Source organism: Staphylococcus sp. GDY8P67P, from assembly GCF_017892545.1.
Classification (GTDB): Bacteria; Bacillota; Bacilli; order Staphylococcales; family Staphylococcaceae; genus Staphylococcus; species Staphylococcus ureilyticus.
The window spans coordinates 1-17,407 of the sequence record NZ_JAESLH010000012.1; the positions used below are offsets into that span (position 1 = coordinate 1).

Consider the following 17,407-nt stretch of genomic DNA (forward strand, 5'->3'; position numbering starts at 1 on the left):
GTAGTACATATGGCTGATCTTTTCAGAGCCCTTATCAGGGCTGGTCAGTAACAAAGGCTTATAGCCGAAGAACAAATCACCCGTTATACGGGTGGTTTTGATTCTAGGATTTATGTCTCAGATTCTTTATGTAATAACAAGGTGATTTCTAAATAAAGTATAGTAATTTGTTGGCTTCTCACGTGTAATTAAATGAGGTGAAGAAATGTTATACGCGAACAATAATCGAAATCAGGCCGTTTGGGCAAAAGATGCGATAAAAAATAAGCATTATCGTTGCCCATTTTGTAAATGCAAAGTGATATTAAAAAAAGGAACATACAATACACCTCATTTTGCGCATATCCGTAATAATCGTTCATACTGTCATAAAAATGAATCACAAGAACATTTTAATTTAAAATACCATATTGCTCGTGAGTTAAAAGGCTTAAATCACAAAGTTAACATCGAACCTTATGTACCACAAAGTTACCAATATCCTGATTTAATCATTGATGATGAAATTGTATTAGAAATACAATTTTCAAAAGTAACGACAGCATGTATTTCAAAACGCAGTAAAACTTTACAAAATGCTGGGTATAAAGTGTATTGGATAACAAAAAAAGTTAAATATAATAAAAGTAATAGTGTTTTGTATTTATCAAAATACGAAAGAAATTTTATTAACATTCATAATAGATTATTATTATCGTGGGATACAACACATAAAATTCTTTTTGGTTATAAAGTGATTAATTTTTTAGGAGGGCAACAATTTATTGCCAAAAGGCATTGTATGACATTTGCACAATTAATTAATCAAATTCAAATAGAGCGTGTTTATCATGCGCCAACACAGCCCTTAAAATTATCCAAAATTGCTATAAGCACTTATTTGAGAAACTGCCGTAAAACACACTCAGTTTTAGAACCAAGTTTAAGTGTGATGTATAATTTAAAATTAACGGATGCATGGGTAAATAAATATATAGGTATAATTTACCCAGAACAAATTTATATTAAGTCACATCCTGTGTATTGGCAATTACAACTTATATATTTGTGGCGTACACACACTTTTAACATGACACGATTTAAACAACTGATAGAATTAAATCATTTTTATAATGTTGAAATAGATAAAACGCAAATAACCCATAGCGTTGTTCAAAAGTTCAAACAATTCTATCATAATCATGGGTGTTATAGCGTGCAAAAATAATCATGACATGAGAAAATTATACTAATAGACTTTATAGGAGGTTTACTAGATATTATGACACAACAATTAACAAGAGAAGAGCAAGAACGTAAATATCCAGAATATACTTGGGATTTATCTACCATTTTTGAATCTGACAATGCTTTTGAAGATGCATTTAAAGAAGTAGAAAATAATATCGGCAAAGAACAACAATATGTCGGTCACTTAGCTGATAGCTCATCTACACTATATAATGCATTAGCACTAGAAGATGAATTAGGTTCTAAGTTAGAAAAAGTATATGTATATGCACATTTAAAACAAGATCAAGATACAGCGAATGATAAATACACAGGTTATGAATCTAGAGCACATCAATTAATTATAAAATTCAGCTCAGCATGGAGTTTCTTAGTGCCAGAAATTCTACAAATAGATGAAGCAACGATACAAAAATTTATTGATGAAAATGATGATTTGGAACGTTACAAATTTGATTTAAAATTAATTAATGAAAAAAGACCGCATGTATTGAGTGCAGATAAAGAAAGATTACTAACTGAAGCACAAGATGCATTGTCTACACCTGACAATGTGTATGGCATGTTTAGTAATGCGGATTTAGAATTTGAAGATGCGATAGATAGTGAAGGCCAACGACATTCATTAACACAAGGAACATTCATTAAATGTCTGGAATCAGATGATCGCGTATTACGTCAATCTGCTTATGAAAATTTATATAAAGCATACGGTGCTTATAATAATACACTAAGTGCGACGCTCGCTGGAGAAGTTAAGAAAAATGTTTTTAACGCTAGAACACATAACTATAAAACAGCAAGAGAAGCAGCGTTAAGTAATAATCACATTCCAGAAGCTGTATATGATAATTTAGTGAAAACAGTTCATAAATACTTACCTTTACTTCATCGCTATACTAAATTGCGCAAAGAACTATTGGGCTTAGATGACATGAAAATGTATGATGTTTACACACCACTTGTTAAAGATATTAAATTTGAAATGCCGTACGAAGAGGCTAAAGATTGGATGTTGAAAGCATTACAACCTATGGGTGAAGAATATATGAAAGTTGTAGAAGAAGGATTGAATCATCGATGGGTAGATGTCTTTGAAAATAAAGGTAAACGTTCTGGAGGTTATTCATCAGGTGCACACTTAACAAATCCGTTTATTTTACTAAATTGGTCAAATACTGTTTCTGATTTGTATACTTTAGTACATGAATTTGGTCATTCAGCACATAGCTACTTTAGTCGTCAAAATCAACCATCTAATTTAAGTGATTACACTATTTTCGTTGCAGAAGTTGCATCGACTTGTAATGAAGCACTATTAAGTGATTATATGGATAAACATTTAGATGACAAGCGCAGATTATTACTATTAAACCAAGAACTTGAACGTTTCCGTGCAACACTATTTAGACAAACAATGTTCGCAGAGTTTGAACATAAAATCCATCAAATAGAAGAAGCAGGAGAACCATTAACAGCTAACCGTATGAATGAAGAATACGCAGCGCTCAACAGAAAATATTTTGGAGATTCTGTTGAAACAGATGAAAATATTAGTAAAGAATGGTCTAGAATACCACACTTTTATATGAATTATTATGTGTATCAATATGCAACCGGATACAGTGCAGCTCAAAGTTTAAGTCATCAAATTTTAACAGAAGGTAAACCTGCTGTTGAGCGATATATCAATGAATTCTTGAAAAAAGGTAGTTCAAATTATCCTATTGAAATCTTAAAAAATGCAGGTGTAGATATGACAACTCCAGAACCAATTGAACAAGCTTGCCAAGTGTTCGAACAAAAATTAGACGCTTTTGAAAAGTTAATGAAAGCTTAGTATGAATGTATTCGTTTACAATATGACAAGTTTGTGACAAAGGAGATTTATTTAATTTTAAAGGTTGAAAGGTATATAACACCGTGTTATATTATATACATGAAATTAATCACATAACAAACATACCCCTTTGTTTGAAGTGAAAAATTTCTCCCATCCCCTTTGTTTAGCGCCGTGTAATCAGACACGGCGTTTTTTTTATGTTCATTTTTAAAGACTTTTATATGTATAAGAAATTGAATAACTATTCAGATATTTCAGCATATATTTTGACTGGAATTTTATATAAAACATGAATGTATATTGAAAATAATGATTAACAATTAGCAACTACTAAGCAAGTAATTGCAAGTATATATTATACAAAAAAGTGATTGAGTGATCATAACTAGGAATGATAAATAAAAATGCCAACTTCTTTAATACTCATATAGAAGTTGGCATTTCTTTACTTTTATGAAATTTTGTAATTCTATCTACTATGATATTAGCGTATATTCAAAATGTTTATTTAACTTTTATAAGTTTATGAAACATTTTCTAGATAAATCATTAACCTATATAAAATCTTTTAAAGTCATTTTATTTTGACTTATGCTTTTAGCTTTTGATTCGGAAAGTAAGCATGTTGTATGTCACAAGTTTTTAACCATAAAATATACTACGTTTTATGGTGCAGTATATTGATATAGATATGAACAAAATTAATATTTCAAACTTTTGACTTCCAAAATTTACCTTCTGGTGAGCTAAGTTTTTCTATTTTTTGCTGTAATGCTAATTTTTTCAGCTCTTTATTCAATAATTTTTCAGGCCATTCATAAATAGTCAGTAATTCTTCTTTGGTTACTAATTGTTGTTGATAGATGTAAGTTTCCAAACTTGGTGGGAGTTCTTTTTCAATCGGTGAACCAATCAGTTCGTTTATGATGTACGTATATATGTGATAAGGGTACAAGCCTTCGACTTTTAAACCTTCTTCATGAATATCTTCATTAAAGAATACAAGAGAGGGTGCTTCTTCAATTTCCATTTCTCGAGCGATATGCAAGTCAACTTGTAAGCTTTCCCTTAAAGCACTTTTATGTAAGTCTTCTTTAAAGACTTCATAATCAAGGCCAGCATTACTTATACAATTATTGACCATCTCTTCAGTGATAATATCTCGTTTTGGTATTATCTCATTTTGAACAAGATGGATAAAACGCTCCGCCCGTAATCGACCTTGGAGTTCGGCGGCCTTATAGGCAAGTGCAATATTATCTAAATTTGATGTACTTTGTGCTTGGCATTTTGTTAATACACGTAAAGAAGGGTTTAAAATATGTCTAATACTTATATATTGTTTATACTCAAGTCGTAATTTTGAAAGTATCGCAGACAATTTAAAGCACTCTTTACTGAATGGATCGAAAAAGGAATAAATTTCAATCTTACTCAAAGGTGAAAGATTTGCATCTTCACGACTATTAGCATTTATCAATTTTAATTCTTCAGCCATGTTTTTTCACCTACAATTAATTTTCGGAATTAACCATGTGATTCGCTGTTAAACGTAATCGTTCATATAAATAATCCCCGACGCCTGCAGAAAAATCTGCTTGTTGAATAGCTTTATACATATTTTCAAGCCATGCGTCACGTTCGTATGTTGTTATTACAAATTCCAAGTGTCTTTTTTTTAACATAGGATGACCATGTTCTTCTGTATACAGTTGAGGTCCGCCTAAAAATTGTGTTAAGAATTGTTTTTGTTTTCTGCTTGTTTCTTCAAAATCTCCAGGAAACAAATGATTGATTCTATCATCACGTTTAACCATATCATAAAAATGGTCAATCATTTTAAATAAGGCGTCTTGTCCGATAACCTCGTAAACTGTTTGAGTCATAGTATCACCATATCCTATTAATATAATACTAATATAACATGAATTTTTACATTTGGAAGTAATTCGACTTCTTAATATTGTGCGCAATTAACTGTTGTTTAATTTACGTTTGCGATTGAAAAATCTTTGGACTTTATTGTTTGGAATTTCATGATTGATATTAAATTGATTAAGAATCGATTTAAATTGAACTAATCCTTCATTATAATCATTTACTTCATATTCAAGTTCAAAGTCCTGGAAATCCAAGTAATAATTTTTATCTAAAACAAGTAGATTTCCGTTAATTTCTTTTTCTATACGTTCGGTAGTTAGGTCTCCTAATACGATTAATGCATCAATATCTACGTCCATTTTTAGGAGTTGGTTTAAAATATCTTGGGGCAGATCCTGACTTTTGATGTGCTTGTTTAGTTTTGGTTCAACGATTGTATCGAAATTATACTCCATCAAACCAATTTCAGCTGGTACTTTTAACGTCATTTCGTATGCATCATCTTTAACGCGAATTCTCAAAGCTGATTGATGAGATTTTAAATCGAAATTTAATGTGTCGATGTAATAATTAGTTTGACTAAATGGTTTGATATTTAAAAAATAGGTGTTGTATATAGCTTGATAATCGTCTTCAGACAATAACTGTTTAAATTCAATTTCATTATTAGTTGCCACGCGTTACACTCCTTAAAAATATATGATAATTCATTTTAAAGGACTTGTAAGTTAATTTAAATTAGATTGCATTATACGCTGAAAATTATTATATTTACGTTAAGTCAATTGATGACATAATAATAGTCATGTAACGTGTTATGTACGTCTTAATTATGTTAAAATAATGAAGAATAAGGAGGAACAAGCATGCGTATTTATGTGAATGAAATTAAAGTAACAGAAGATAGTTTAAAGTGTTATACAGAACAATCTACAGAAGGCTTACAAGAAGCAGGACAAATGCTTGTTGATAGTGATAATTATAGCTTTGCATATATCTTAGATGACGGCCAGTCGTATTCATATTTGATTTTTGTTCAAGAAACTTGGTCGATGCTACATGAAAATAAAAATAAAAAGATTATCGTTAATGATCATTTAGAACTAAAACAATTCGATAGAGAATTTAATTATATATTAGAAAATATTCAAGGTAATTCAAACTATGGTAAGGAGTTTGTTTCTGTTGTGGAAGATACTTTCGAATTAGAGTGAAGCGGAGTGAAGCACAATGAATCAATGGGATCAGTTTTTATCTCCATATAGACAAGCAGTTGATGAATTAAAAGTAAAATTAAAAGGGCTTAGAAAACAATATGATGTAGAAGATAATGCTTCACCGATTGAATTTGTGACGGGTCGTGTTAAACCTATGACTAGCATTATTGATAAAGCAAATAAAAGACAAATCTCATTTGATCGATTACATGAAGAAATGTATGATATAGCAGGTTTGAGATTAATGTGTCAATTCGTCGATGATATCGATATTGTGGTCAATCTCTTGAGACAACGTCAAGATTTCAAAGTAGTAGAAGAACGCGATTATATTAGTAATACAAAACAAAGTGGATATCGTTCATATCATGTAATTATTGAATATCCAATCGAAACACTTAAAGGTGAAAAGTCAATTTTAGCAGAAATTCAAATCAGAACATTAGCCATGAATTTTTGGGCAACAATCGAGCATACTTTGCGGTATAAATATGATGGAGATTATCCGCCAGAAATTCAGCACCGACTAGAACGTGCGGCTGAAGCAGCGTTTTTACTTGATGAAGAAATGTCAGAAATTAAAGAGGAAATTCAAGAAGCTCAAAAATACTATTCCAAAAAACGTGCTAAAAAGCATGATAATGACTAGGAGGTGCAATCATGCGCTATACAATTTTATCTAAAGGTGATTCTAAGTCGAACGCTTTAAAACATAAGATGATTAATCACATGAAAGATTTTGAAATGGTTGAAGATACGGAAAATCCTGAAATAGTCATATCAGTTGGTGGAGATGGTACTTTATTACAGGCTTTCCATCAGTATAGTCACATGTTATCGAGGTGCGCATTTGTAGGGATACATACTGGACATTTAGGGTTCTATGCAGATTGGTTGCCACATGAAGTAGAGAAATTGATTATTGAAATTAATAATTCAGAATTCCAAGTTATAGAATATCCACTATTAGAAATTATAGTGCGTTATAACGATAATGGATATGAGACGAGATACTTAGCATTAAATGAGGCGACGATGAAAACTGAAAATGGTTCTACACTTGTTGTGGATGTGAATATTAGAGGAAACCAATTTGAACGCTTTAGAGGAGATGGACTGTGTGTGTCAACACCATCAGGTTCTACTGCATATAATAAGGCGTTGGGTGGTGCGTTAATACATCCTTCTTTGGAAGCGATGCAAATCGCCGAAATCGCTTCTATTAATAATAGAGTATTCAGAACGGTTGGGTCACCATTAGTATTGCCCAAACATCATACATGTCTGATTACACCAGTGAATCATGATAAGATTTTAACAACCATAGATCACGTCAGCATAAAACATAAAAATGTTAATGCAATTCAATTTAGAGTGGCAAATGAAAAAATTAGATTTGCTAGGTTTAGACCATTTCCATTTTGGAAAAGAGTACATGATTCCTTTATTTCAAGTGGAGACGATGAATAATGCAATTTACGTATATGATTAGAGACCCTCAAATGCTAAGAACTTTTTTACAGGAGCAAGGGTATTCTAAGAATACAATTAGCGCCATTAAGCATAATGGCGCTTTAATTGTTAATGGACAAGCAGAAACTGTACGTAAGCAATTACAGAACGGCGATATAGTGGAGGTACATTTAGGTTACGAGACAGCTAGTAATAATTTAATCCCATTCAATAAGTCTTTAAATATTTTATATGAAGATGCATACTTATTAATCGTTTCTAAAAAAGCTTTTCAAAACTGCGCACCATCAAGAGAACATAAACATTTTAGTTTAGCTGAACAAGTTCTAGGTTATTTTAAACAATCAGGACAAAACATCGTACCGCATATTGTCACTAGGATTGACCGAAATACTTCAGGTATTGTTGTGATTGCTAAACATGGTTTTTTACATCATCTGATGTCAAACATACACATTGATAAAACCTATTTATGCGTATGCTATGGTGAATTGCAATCACAAGGAATCATAGATGCACCTATTGCTAGAGATCCTGCTAGTATTATTACAAGACAAGTCAATTCAAATGGTAAACAAGCAAAAACAAAATATAGATGCTTAGACCATAAAAATAATTACAGTTTATGTGAAGTTACTTTATTAACAGGCCGGACACATCAAATTCGCGTCCATCTTCAGCATATAGGACATCCTATTGTGGGTGATGATTTATATGGAGGAGAACATTCGTATTTTAAACATCAGTTGTTACGATGTTTTAAAATATCTTTTATACATCCAATCTATGATCAAAAGATTGAAATACAAGATAAATATGATGCAATAGAAAACATATTTAATATGATATAATTTGAGTAACTATGGAGGTGGGACTTTTGGCAAATGAAAAAGACCAAATCGTTTTAGAAGATGAGCAAGTATATGATCAAGAAATGCTAGATAAATTACTGCATGAAAATCATATTGGTGAATTTAGAGAAGAATTCTTAGCGATGCACACATATGAACAAAGTGAATACTTTGAAGACAGCGATGAAGATATTAGACAAAAAATGTTTGAAGTATTGTCCCCTGAAGAAGTAGCAGATTTCTTTGAACAATTAGAAATTGATGAAGAAGCGTATGAAGCGCTGTTCGATACTATGGATGCTACATATGCTAGCAAAGTGTTAGAAAATATGTCATACGATAACGCAGTAGACATTATGAATCAATTATCTAAGCAGAAAATTGTTAGCTTGTTGACACTGATGAACCGTGAAGATGCAAAAGAAATTAAAGCATTATTACATTACGAAGAGGATACTGCTGGCGGTATCATGACGACGGAATATATTTCTTTAAAATCAACAATGCCAGTGAAAGAAGCTTTAATGCATGTTAAAGAACAAGCGCCAGATGCTGAGACAATTTATGTCATATTTGCAGTGAATGAGCATAAACAATTAGCTGGGGTTTTATCACTAAGAGATTTAATCGTAGCAGAAAATGATGCTTATATAGAAGACATAATGAGCGAACGTGTGATCAGTGCTAATGCTGCTGATGACCAAGAAGATGTTGCTCAGAAAATGCGTGATTATGATTTTATCGCTATGCCAGTTGTCGATTATCAAGATCACTTATTAGGTATTATTACAATCGATGATATCTTAGATGTTATGGATGAAGAAGCGAGTGAAGACTACTCTCGTTTAGCCGGGGTATCTGATGTTGATGCAACCAATGATTCAGTCATTAAAACTGCTAAGAAACGTTTGCCATGGCTAATTATTTTAACGTTTTTAGGAATGATCACAGCCACGATACTTGGATCATTTGAGGATACTTTAGCACAAGTGTCATTATTGGCAGCGTTTATTCCAATTATCAGTGGTATGTCTGGTAATTCTGGGACACAATCACTTGCCGTATCAGTACGTAATATTTCAACTGGTGAAATTGACGAACAAAGTAATTTTAAAGTCGCATTGAGAGAAGCAGGTAGCGGTTTTTTAAGTGGTTTGATTTGTGCTATATTGCTGTTTATTATTATAATGGTGCTTTATGGACAGCCAATTTTAGCTACGATCGTGGCAAGCAGTTTAACAATTGCCATGACAGTAGGTACATTAGTGGGATCAATGATTCCATTAGTTATGAATAAACTAAAAATTGACCCTGCAGTTGCTAGTGGTCCATTTATAACTACAATCAATGATATTGTGAGTATGTTGATTTACTTTGGATTAGCAACTTCATTCATGTCTTACTTATTATAGGGGGTTACATGGAATTTTTATCACTTGTTGTCGTTGTAATGGCAGCATTCCTTACACCGATACTAATCAATAGATTGCGAATTACATTCTTGCCTGTTGTTGTAGCAGAAATATTAATGGGTATTCTTATTGGGCACTCTTTTTTAAACATAGTAGAACGTGATGCTATGTTAAATATTTTATCTACATTAGGCTTTATATTCTTAATGTTTTTGAGTGGTTTAGAAATTGATTTTAAAGCATTTAAAAAAGACAAAGGCGCATTGGAAGATAATGATAAAAGTAAAGAACCTGGTCATTTACAATTAGCACTTACTGTATTTTTATTTATAATGGTTATTTCAATTGTATTTGCATATGCATTTAAATGGTTTGGTTTAATTGATGATGTTTTATTAATGATTATTATTATTTCTACAATTTCATTAGGCGTTGTGGTACCTACACTAAAAGAAATGAATATTATGCGTACAACTATCGGACAATTCATATTATTAGTAGCAGTATTAGCTGACTTAGTGACAATGATATTATTAACTGCGTACGGAACACTACACGCTTCAGGTGGCACATCACTTTGGTTAATAGGGAGTTTAGTAGTATTTGCGCTTGTTTTTTATTTCCTAGGTGGATTATTTAAGAAAGCACAATTCTTGCAAAAACTGATGGATGGTACAACACAAATTGGTATACGTGCGGTATTTGCGTTAATTATCATGCTAGTTGCTTTGGCGGAAGGCGTTGGTGCAGAAAATATTCTAGGCGCTTTCTTAGCCGGCGTGATTGTTTCTTTACTGGGTCCTGATGAGGATATGGTAGAGAAATTAGATTCCTTTGGTTACGGATTCTTTATTCCAATATTCTTTATCATGGTTGGTGTAGATTTAAATATACCAATGTTAATAAAAGAGCCTTCATTATTACTTATCATTCCATTTTTAATATTGGCCTTTTTAATATCTAAATTAATACCAGTATTTTATATACGTCGATGGTTTGATATGAAAACAACAATTTCTTCAGCTTTCTTGCTAACGTCAACTTTATCGTTGGTTATTGCTTCTGCAAAAATTGCTGAAAAACTTGGAACAATATCATCTGAAATATCAGGTATTTTAATATTAAGTGCAGTTATTACATGTGTTTTTGTACCAATTATATTTAAGAAAATGTTCCCGATGCCAGATGAAGCAACAAGACAGATTGAAGTGAGTTTAATAGGTAAAAACCAATTAACCATACCAATTGCTCAGAATTTAACATCACAACTTTATCAAGTTTCGTTATATTATAGAAATGATTTAAGTGATAAACGTAAATTATCAGATGCAATTTCGATGATTGAAATTGCAGATTATGAAGAACCATTATTAGAGCGCTTAGGTTTATTTGAAAGAGATATTGTTGTTTGTTCTACAAATGATGACGATATTAATAGAAAAGTGGCTTTAATGGCCAAAAGCCATGGTGTAAATCGAGTTATATGTAGGTTAGAAGCGAGTACTGGTGATGAAGGTTTACAAAGTGAAGGTATAGAAGTATTTAGTGGCTTTATGAGTAATAAGATACTCTTGAAAGGTTTAATAGAAACACCAAATATGCTTAATCTTTTAAGTAATGTGGAAACATCTTTATATGAAATTGCAATGCTAAATCATAAATATGATCAAATTCAATTACGTAATTTCCCGTTTGATGGGGATATCATATTTGTGAGAATCATTAGAAATAATGAATCGATTGTACCACATGGTGATACTCAATTACGCTATAAAGACCGTGTCATTGTAACGGGATCTAAAGAGTATGTTGATGAGTTAAAACGTGAATTAGAATTTTATTATTAACATCTATATCTGGGATAGTATTGAAGTCCTAAAATATGTATTAATAGGTAGTGAAAGAACAATATGCAAGTTACTTTAAGCTGTTAGTACTGATTAATTGAATGAAGCGTTGGTCAAAATTTCAACTCGAAAGAAAGCAAAAAACGATGAATTCGTTTATAGAATGTAAAATGAATTGTTTAAACAATGAAACCAATGTTAAAATAAAGTTTGTTAGAATTGGCATCGAGCGAAGTGATAGGAAGTATGATTATAACATCTCGAACCAATTTACAATGAAAATTTAAAAAAGGAGTTATTTTCATGTTAAATTTAGAAAATAAAACATTCGTCATTATGGGTATTGCTAATAAACGTAGTATCGGTTTTGGTGTAGCTAAAGTATTAGACAAATTAGGTGCGAATTTAGTTTTTACATATCGTAAAGAACGTAGTAAAAAAGAAATGGAAAAACTTGTTGAACAGTTAGATCAACAAACAATTAGAATGTATCAAATAGACGTACAAAAAGACGAAGATGTTATCAATGGTTTTGCAAAAATTGGAGAAGAAGTAGGTAACATTGACGGTGTTTATCATTCGATTGCTTTTGCTAACATGGAAGATTTAAGAGGTCGTTTTTCAGATACATCTCGTGATGGCTTCTTATTGGCACAAGACATTAGTTCATATTCATTAACAATTGTTGCTAGAGAAGCAAAAAAAATCATGCCTGAGGGTGGTAGTATTGTTGCTACTACTTATTTAGGTGGCGAGTATGCTGTGCAAAATTACAATGTGATGGGTGTAGCTAAAGCGAGTTTAGAAGCAAATGTACGTTATTTAGCATTAGATTTGGGTGAAGATAATATCCGTGTCAATGCGATTTCAGCTGGTCCAATTCGTACACTTAGCGCTAAAGGTGTTGGTGGTTTTAACACAATCATGAAAGAAATTGAAGAACGTGCGCCATTAAAACGTAATGTAGACCAAGAAGAAGTAGGTAAAACTGCAGCTTACTTATTGAGTGATTTTTCAAGTGGAGTTACAGGCGAAAATATCCATGTAGACAGTGGTTATCATATCGTTAAATAATTAAATATCTTTAATTATTAACATATAAAAAGACTATTCGTTTCAACAACTGAAACGAATAGTCTTTTTGTTTTATATCATTATTTCATTCTTTGACGTCACTATTGGCTTTTGCAATAATTTCTTGTCTATAACGGAATACGTTTCTGACAACGGTTTTAATGACAGCATATAATGGAACAGCTATTAAGATTAGACCGAAACCGCCAAGATTACCTGCAGCTAATATCACTACAATAATTGTTAAAGGATGAATACTAAGTGATTTACCCATTACGTTAGGTGTAATCACATTACCTTCTAATTGTTGTGCAATCAGCGTGATAATACATACCCATATAAATGTTGTAGGGCTTTGAATAATTGCAATGACTGCAGCGGGTGCAAATGCCATCCAAGGACCTAAGAACGGTATCATATTTGCTACACATGCAAACATAACGAGTAATAATGTGTAGTTAAGTCCTACAATTGAATAACCAATGTATAAGATAATACCAAGAATGATACTTACTGTAACTTGGCCTTGAATATAGGATTTAACAGTTTCATTTAAATCTTTCAATAATTCTACAGTGAAAACTTTTCTGTCTCCTTTAAATAGTCTTGCGATGAAAGGGATAAAACGTTCATGATCTTTTAACATATAAATTAAAAAGAACGGAACCATTATCAGTAAGAAAAGTGTTGAAATAAATGATGTTAAGTAACCTAAAGAGTTAGATAAAATGTCAGCAGTACTGTCGCTGATAGATTGTACCATTTTATTAATGCGATCTGTTACATCATTAGGTAATCTTTCCATTTGATCTAGAGCAAAATTAATGATGTTTTGAACTTCATGTTGTAATGCAGGTATTTGAGTTACTAAGTTTTCAATTTGTTCTGCAATTAACGGAGCTAATACCCCAATAACAATACTAATAATTATGATTAAGCCTATAAAGATTAGAGTAATGCTACCCCAGCGTGGCACATGATTCTTTTCAAGTATTTTTTGAAAAGGCAAACAAATGTAAAACAAAAAGCCGCTCAATAATAATGGCAGTAACACAGATTGAAGGATAATAATGAATGGTGTGAAAATACTATGTACTTCCATAATCAATTTGATTAGTAAAAACAGGATTAATAAAGCGATACCTGTTCTAAACCATACTTTGTTAAGCATAGAATGGTTCCTCCTATAAAACTTTATTTGAATTTATAATTCAGTATATCTTAAAAAAAGATAGAACAAAAGGTAAATTTGTGAAAGTATGTACTTAGTCGCACCGTGTGGTTGACTGCAATTTCAGGTAAGTAACAATTGTTACTTAATAATAAGTAGTACGTTATAAGATAATATAAGTATTAAATATATTAATGTTATTTATATAAAAAATTCATAACACATTATATAAATTGTTAAAATAATAACTTATATAATGCGTTGCGCGGAACATAACATATGTGTATAATATTAAAAAATATCATTTTCTTTAATGGTATAACAAGGGGGATACGTTATGATAGAAGGTTTTTTAACTTGGCTTTATGACATAGTATGGAGCAAACCATTAGTTTATGGTTTGTTAATCACTGGTATATTGTTCTCACTATTTATGAAATTTTTCCAAGTCAGACACTTTAAAGAAATGATTCGACTTATGTTTCAAGGGGAAAAGTCACCAACTGGTATTTCAAGTTTTCAAGCAATCGCCTTATCGTTAGCAGGTCGTGTAGGTACTGGTAATATTGTAGGTGTATCGACAGCAATATTTATTGGTGGACCAGGCGCCGTATTTTGGATGTGGGCTACAGCATTTTTAGGAGCAAGTAGCGCCTTTATAGAATCGACACTAGGACAAATATATAAACGAGAAGAGAAGGGACAATATAGAGGTGGACCAGCATTTTATATTGAATATGGTATAAAGGGGAAACTGGGCAAAGTATATGGATTGATCTTTGCAATTGTCACTGTAATTTCAGTCGGATTATTATTGCCAGGTGTTCAATCCAATGCTATATCCAGTTCTATGAAAAATGCGTTTCAATTAAATCCATGGGTTGTAGCCATATTTTTAGCAATCATTATCGGATTAATTATTTTTGGGGGAATCAAATGGATTGCTAATGCAGCGACAGCAGTTGTACCATTTATGGCAGTGTTTTATATATTAATGGCTGTTATTATCATTATACTTAATATTGAAGCGGTTCCTGCATTGTTTGCATTAATTTTCAAATCTGCATTTGGCATGCAAGCAGCATTTGGTGGGATTGTAGGTGCAATGATTGAAATAGGAGTCAAAAGAGGTCTTTATTCAAATGAGGCTGGTCAAGGTACTGGGCCACATGCAGCCGCGGCAGCAGAGGTGTCACATCCAGCAAAACAAGGTTTGGTGCAAGCGTTTTCAGTTTACGTTGATACTTTATTTGTCTGTACTGCAACCGCACTAATCATCTTGCTTTCTGGTACATATAATGTAACGGATGGTGGCAATACACCTAGTGATAAAGCGAGTTTGATTAAAGATAATGGTATCTTTGTTGAAATGTCAAATGGAGATAAAGATTATTCTGGTACAGCAATGTATGCGCAAGCAGGTATAGATAAGGCTTTACAAGGCGGAAGTTATCATTTTGATCCATCATTCTCTGGATTCGGATCTTACTTTATAGCAATTGCATTATTTTTCTTTGCTTTTACTACTATATTGGCTTATTACTATATTGCAGAAACCAATATTGCATACTTAACGAGATCTGCAAATTATAGAACTTCCTTTATATTTATCAATATAACTCGTATTGTATTGATATTAGCAACAGTTTATGGCGCAGTGAAAACGGCAGATATAGCATGGTTAATGGGAGATTTAGGTGTAGGCATGATGGCATGGCTTAATATCATAGCGATTTGGCTATTACACAAACCAGCTATAAACGCATTGAAAGATTATGAATTGCAGAAAAAGCGTTTAGGATCTGGTAGAAAAGCGATTTATAAACCAGACCCAGAAAGAGTACCCAATGCTGTTTTTTGGCTAAAAGATTATCCTGAACGCCTTAAAAAAGAGAATATTAACGATTAAAAAATAGTATCTTACTTTGCTAAATAAAAAGGAGTTATTTTAAAATATTGCGTCTCTTGATACAATGTCATTAAGACTATGAGGGGGCGCATTATTTTATGGACAATTTTCAAGCAGGACGAATTAATAAAATTAATTTTTCAAGCGACATATTAGATAGAGACATCACACTTTCTATTTATTTACCTAAAGATTTCACAGAATTATTTAAATACAAGGTCGTCTTTTGTTTTGATGGTTTGGATTTTTTTAGCTTTGGTAGAATACACAGAACGTATGAAAAATTATGGGAAGCAAATGAAGTAGAAAGAGCAATCTTTGTGGGTTTTCATTATGAAGATGTTGAAAAAAGAAGAGCAGAATTTCATCCTCAAGGAGCAAAAACAGCACTAACTGTAAAATGTATGGCGAATGAAATTTTACCGTTTATAGACGCTCAATTCCCAACATATAAAGTAGGAAATGGCAGAGTTATTTTAGGTGATAGTTTAGCAGGGAGTGCAGCTTTGATCACAGCCTTATCCTATCCAAGAATTTTTAGCCAAGTAGGTCTATTGAGTCCTCAACATGATGAGGTAATACAAACATTAATTGAACGATGTCAATTTCAAGAACAATTGACGATTTGGCATACAGTTGGATTAGAAGAAAAAGACTTTGCTTTACCAACGACCGGAAAGCAAGCGGATTTTTTAACACCTAATCGCCAGTTGAAATCGATTATCGAAAATAGTGATATTACTTATCACTATGCAGAGTTTGACGGGGGACATAGATGGAAATCTTGGAGACATTTACTAGATGATTTATTAAAATATTTTTTATCAGATAATATTTCTTTTTAATTATCTGTAGGAAATTTAGTTAAAAGTAACGAATTTTTGTGAAATTTGATATAATGTAGTTATGTTAAACAAAGGAGGAATTTAAATGATTTTAGGATTAGCATTAATTCCGTCAAAAGCGTTTCAAGATGAAGTAAATGCATACCGTAAACGTTATGATGCTCACTATGCAACGATTATGCCACACATTACGATTAAAGAGCATTTTAAAATAAACGAAGGTGATCTTGACGCTGTCAAAGAGACAATCAAATCAAGAATCGAGGGGATACCACCGATTGAAGTACACGCGACAAAGGCATCAAACTTTGCGCCAATTACAAATGTAATTTATTTTAAAGTTGCCAAAACGGACAATTTAGAAAAATTATTTAATCAATTCAATAGTGGTGATTTTTATGGTCGTCCAGAACATCCATTTGTACCACATTTTACAATTGCACAAGGCTTGACTAGTCAAGAGTTCGAAGACATTTTTGGTCAATTGAACTTAGCGGGTATTGACTATAAAGAAGCAATTGAGCAACTTTCTTTAGTTTACTATGATGAAAGTGCAGAAAAATGGAAAGTATTAGAGAATTTTAATTTTGCATAATTTTTTTATATAAAATTATCATTTTAATCGATGATAATATTGAAATTTTAAAAGCGTCG

16 protein-coding genes are annotated in these 17,407 nt (G+C 31.9%); 12 read left to right on the top strand and 4 right to left on the bottom strand.

Features of this window, described 5'->3' with window-relative positions:
- The first annotated feature begins 205 nt into the window (after nucleotides 1-205).
- A complete protein-coding gene (locus KA833_RS04615; RefSeq protein WP_192946120.1) occupies nucleotides 206-1,207 on the top strand; it encodes a competence protein CoiA in 1,002 nt (333 codons plus the stop codon).
- Nucleotides 1,208-1,261: 54 nt separating this feature from the next.
- Nucleotides 1,262-3,070: an oligoendopeptidase F gene (gene pepF / locus KA833_RS04620; RefSeq protein ID WP_064209426.1), complete on the top strand. Its 1,809-nt coding sequence runs from the start codon at nucleotides 1,262-1,264 to the stop codon at nucleotides 3,068-3,070.
- A gap of 712 nt (nucleotides 3,071-3,782) precedes the next feature.
- On the opposite strand, the gene yjbH is transcribed toward pepF, so the two are convergent.
- The 3 genes from yjbH to KA833_RS04635 form a co-directional block, all read right to left on the bottom strand.
- Complete coding sequence (yjbH, locus tag KA833_RS04625; RefSeq protein WP_046208060.1) at nucleotides 3,783-4,571, bottom strand: protease adaptor protein YjbH; 789 nt, start codon at nucleotides 4,569-4,571, stop codon at nucleotides 3,783-3,785.
- A 16-nt stretch (nucleotides 4,572-4,587) separates the two neighbouring features.
- Nucleotides 4,588-4,959: a globin domain-containing protein gene (locus tag KA833_RS04630; protein ID WP_210128699.1), complete on the bottom strand. Its 372-nt coding sequence runs from the start codon at nucleotides 4,957-4,959 to the stop codon at nucleotides 4,588-4,590.
- Nucleotides 4,960-5,046: 87 nt separating this feature from the next.
- Nucleotides 5,047-5,631, bottom strand: a complete 585-nt coding sequence (locus KA833_RS04635; RefSeq protein WP_046208062.1) for a CYTH domain-containing protein — start codon at nucleotides 5,629-5,631, stop codon at nucleotides 5,047-5,049.
- Between the two features lie 189 nt (nucleotides 5,632-5,820).
- Here KA833_RS04635 and KA833_RS04640 point away from each other — a divergent pair, with 189 nt between their 5' ends.
- The 7 genes from KA833_RS04640 (at nucleotide 5,821) to fabI (ending at nucleotide 12,828) form a co-directional block, all read left to right on the top strand.
- Nucleotides 5,821-6,168: a UPF0738 family protein gene (locus tag KA833_RS04640; protein ID WP_046208063.1), complete on the top strand. Its 348-nt coding sequence runs from the start codon at nucleotides 5,821-5,823 to the stop codon at nucleotides 6,166-6,168.
- 16 nt (nucleotides 6,169-6,184) lie between these two features.
- Complete coding sequence (yjbM, locus tag KA833_RS04645) at nucleotides 6,185-6,820, top strand: GTP diphosphokinase (RefSeq protein ID WP_046208064.1); 636 nt, start codon at nucleotides 6,185-6,187, stop codon at nucleotides 6,818-6,820.
- 11 nt (nucleotides 6,821-6,831) lie between these two features.
- Nucleotides 6,832-7,641, top strand: coding sequence for an NAD kinase (locus KA833_RS04650; protein WP_019469071.1), 810 nt, complete (start codon nucleotides 6,832-6,834; stop codon nucleotides 7,639-7,641).
- Nucleotides 7,641-8,495, top strand: coding sequence for an RluA family pseudouridine synthase (locus tag KA833_RS04655; protein WP_064209423.1), 855 nt, complete (start codon nucleotides 7,641-7,643; stop codon nucleotides 8,493-8,495). Before KA833_RS04650 ends, KA833_RS04655 begins: the two co-directional genes overlap by 1 nt.
- Nucleotides 8,496-8,506: 11 nt before the next feature.
- Nucleotides 8,507-9,907 (top strand): magnesium transporter, encoded by a 1,401-nt coding sequence (gene mgtE / locus KA833_RS04660; protein ID WP_103161403.1) that lies wholly within the window; start codon nucleotides 8,507-8,509, stop codon nucleotides 9,905-9,907.
- An 8-nt stretch (nucleotides 9,908-9,915) separates the two neighbouring features.
- Nucleotides 9,916-11,754 carry a monovalent cation:proton antiporter family protein gene (locus KA833_RS04665; RefSeq protein WP_046208067.1) on the top strand — a complete coding sequence of 613 codons (1,839 nt, stop codon included), beginning with the start codon at nucleotides 9,916-9,918 and terminating at the stop codon, nucleotides 11,752-11,754.
- Between the two features lie 303 nt (nucleotides 11,755-12,057).
- The gene (fabI, locus tag KA833_RS04670) at nucleotides 12,058-12,828 is read left to right on the top strand and encodes an enoyl-ACP reductase FabI (protein WP_046208068.1); all 771 of its coding nucleotides are present in this window, start codon (nucleotides 12,058-12,060) and stop codon (nucleotides 12,826-12,828) included.
- A gap of 85 nt (nucleotides 12,829-12,913) precedes the next feature.
- Here the strand turns inward: fabI and cozEa are convergent, their stop codons facing one another.
- Nucleotides 12,914-13,999, bottom strand: a complete 1,086-nt coding sequence (gene cozEa / locus KA833_RS04675) for a lipoteichoic acid biosynthesis protein CozEa (protein WP_064209421.1) — start codon at nucleotides 13,997-13,999, stop codon at nucleotides 12,914-12,916.
- Between the two features lie 337 nt (nucleotides 14,000-14,336).
- Here cozEa and KA833_RS04680 point away from each other — a divergent pair, with 337 nt between their 5' ends.
- The 3 genes from KA833_RS04680 to KA833_RS04690 all read left to right on the top strand — a co-directional run bounded on the left by KA833_RS04680 (nucleotide 14,337) and on the right by KA833_RS04690 (nucleotide 17,348).
- Nucleotides 14,337-15,908, top strand: coding sequence for an alanine/glycine:cation symporter family protein (locus KA833_RS04680; RefSeq protein ID WP_210128698.1), 1,572 nt, complete (start codon nucleotides 14,337-14,339; stop codon nucleotides 15,906-15,908).
- Between the two features lie 98 nt (nucleotides 15,909-16,006).
- Nucleotides 16,007-16,753, top strand: coding sequence for an esterase family protein (locus tag KA833_RS04685; RefSeq protein ID WP_210128697.1), 747 nt, complete (start codon nucleotides 16,007-16,009; stop codon nucleotides 16,751-16,753).
- Nucleotides 16,754-16,838: 85 nt separating this feature from the next.
- Complete coding sequence (locus KA833_RS04690; protein WP_019469079.1) at nucleotides 16,839-17,348, top strand: YjcG family protein; 510 nt, start codon at nucleotides 16,839-16,841, stop codon at nucleotides 17,346-17,348.
- The last annotated feature ends 59 nt before the right edge of the window (nucleotides 17,349-17,407 follow it).

What these genes read in the sequence shown, in the direction of transcription:
- KA833_RS04615 (WP_192946120.1), top strand. Translation starts at nt 206, where the DNA reads ATGTTATACGCGAACAATAATCGAAATCAGGCCGTTTGGGCAAAAGAT.
- pepF (WP_064209426.1), top strand. Translation starts at nt 1,262, where the DNA reads ATGACACAACAATTAACAAGAGAAGAGCAAGAACGTAAATATCCAGAA.
- yjbH (WP_046208060.1), bottom strand. Translation starts at nt 4,571, where the DNA reads ATGGCTGAAGAATTAAAATTGATAAATGCTAATAGTCGTGAAGATGCA.
- KA833_RS04630 (WP_210128699.1), bottom strand. Translation starts at nt 4,959, where the DNA reads ATGACTCAAACAGTTTACGAGGTTATCGGACAAGACGCCTTATTTAAA.
- KA833_RS04640 (WP_046208063.1), top strand. Translation starts at nt 5,821, where the DNA reads ATGCGTATTTATGTGAATGAAATTAAAGTAACAGAAGATAGTTTAAAG.
- yjbM (WP_046208064.1), top strand. Translation starts at nt 6,185, where the DNA reads ATGAATCAATGGGATCAGTTTTTATCTCCATATAGACAAGCAGTTGAT.
- KA833_RS04650 (WP_019469071.1), top strand. Translation starts at nt 6,832, where the DNA reads ATGCGCTATACAATTTTATCTAAAGGTGATTCTAAGTCGAACGCTTTA.
- KA833_RS04655 (WP_064209423.1), top strand. Translation starts at nt 7,641, where the DNA reads ATGCAATTTACGTATATGATTAGAGACCCTCAAATGCTAAGAACTTTT.
- mgtE (WP_103161403.1), top strand. Translation starts at nt 8,507, where the DNA reads ATGGAGGTGGGACTTTTGGCAAATGAAAAAGACCAAATCGTTTTAGAA.
- KA833_RS04665 (WP_046208067.1), top strand. Translation starts at nt 9,916, where the DNA reads ATGGAATTTTTATCACTTGTTGTCGTTGTAATGGCAGCATTCCTTACA.
- fabI (WP_046208068.1), top strand. Translation starts at nt 12,058, where the DNA reads ATGTTAAATTTAGAAAATAAAACATTCGTCATTATGGGTATTGCTAAT.
- cozEa (WP_064209421.1), bottom strand. Translation starts at nt 13,999, where the DNA reads ATGCTTAACAAAGTATGGTTTAGAACAGGTATCGCTTTATTAATCCTG.
- KA833_RS04680 (WP_210128698.1), top strand. Translation starts at nt 14,337, where the DNA reads ATGATAGAAGGTTTTTTAACTTGGCTTTATGACATAGTATGGAGCAAA.
- KA833_RS04685 (WP_210128697.1), top strand. Translation starts at nt 16,007, where the DNA reads ATGGACAATTTTCAAGCAGGACGAATTAATAAAATTAATTTTTCAAGC.
- KA833_RS04690 (WP_019469079.1), top strand. Translation starts at nt 16,839, where the DNA reads ATGATTTTAGGATTAGCATTAATTCCGTCAAAAGCGTTTCAAGATGAA.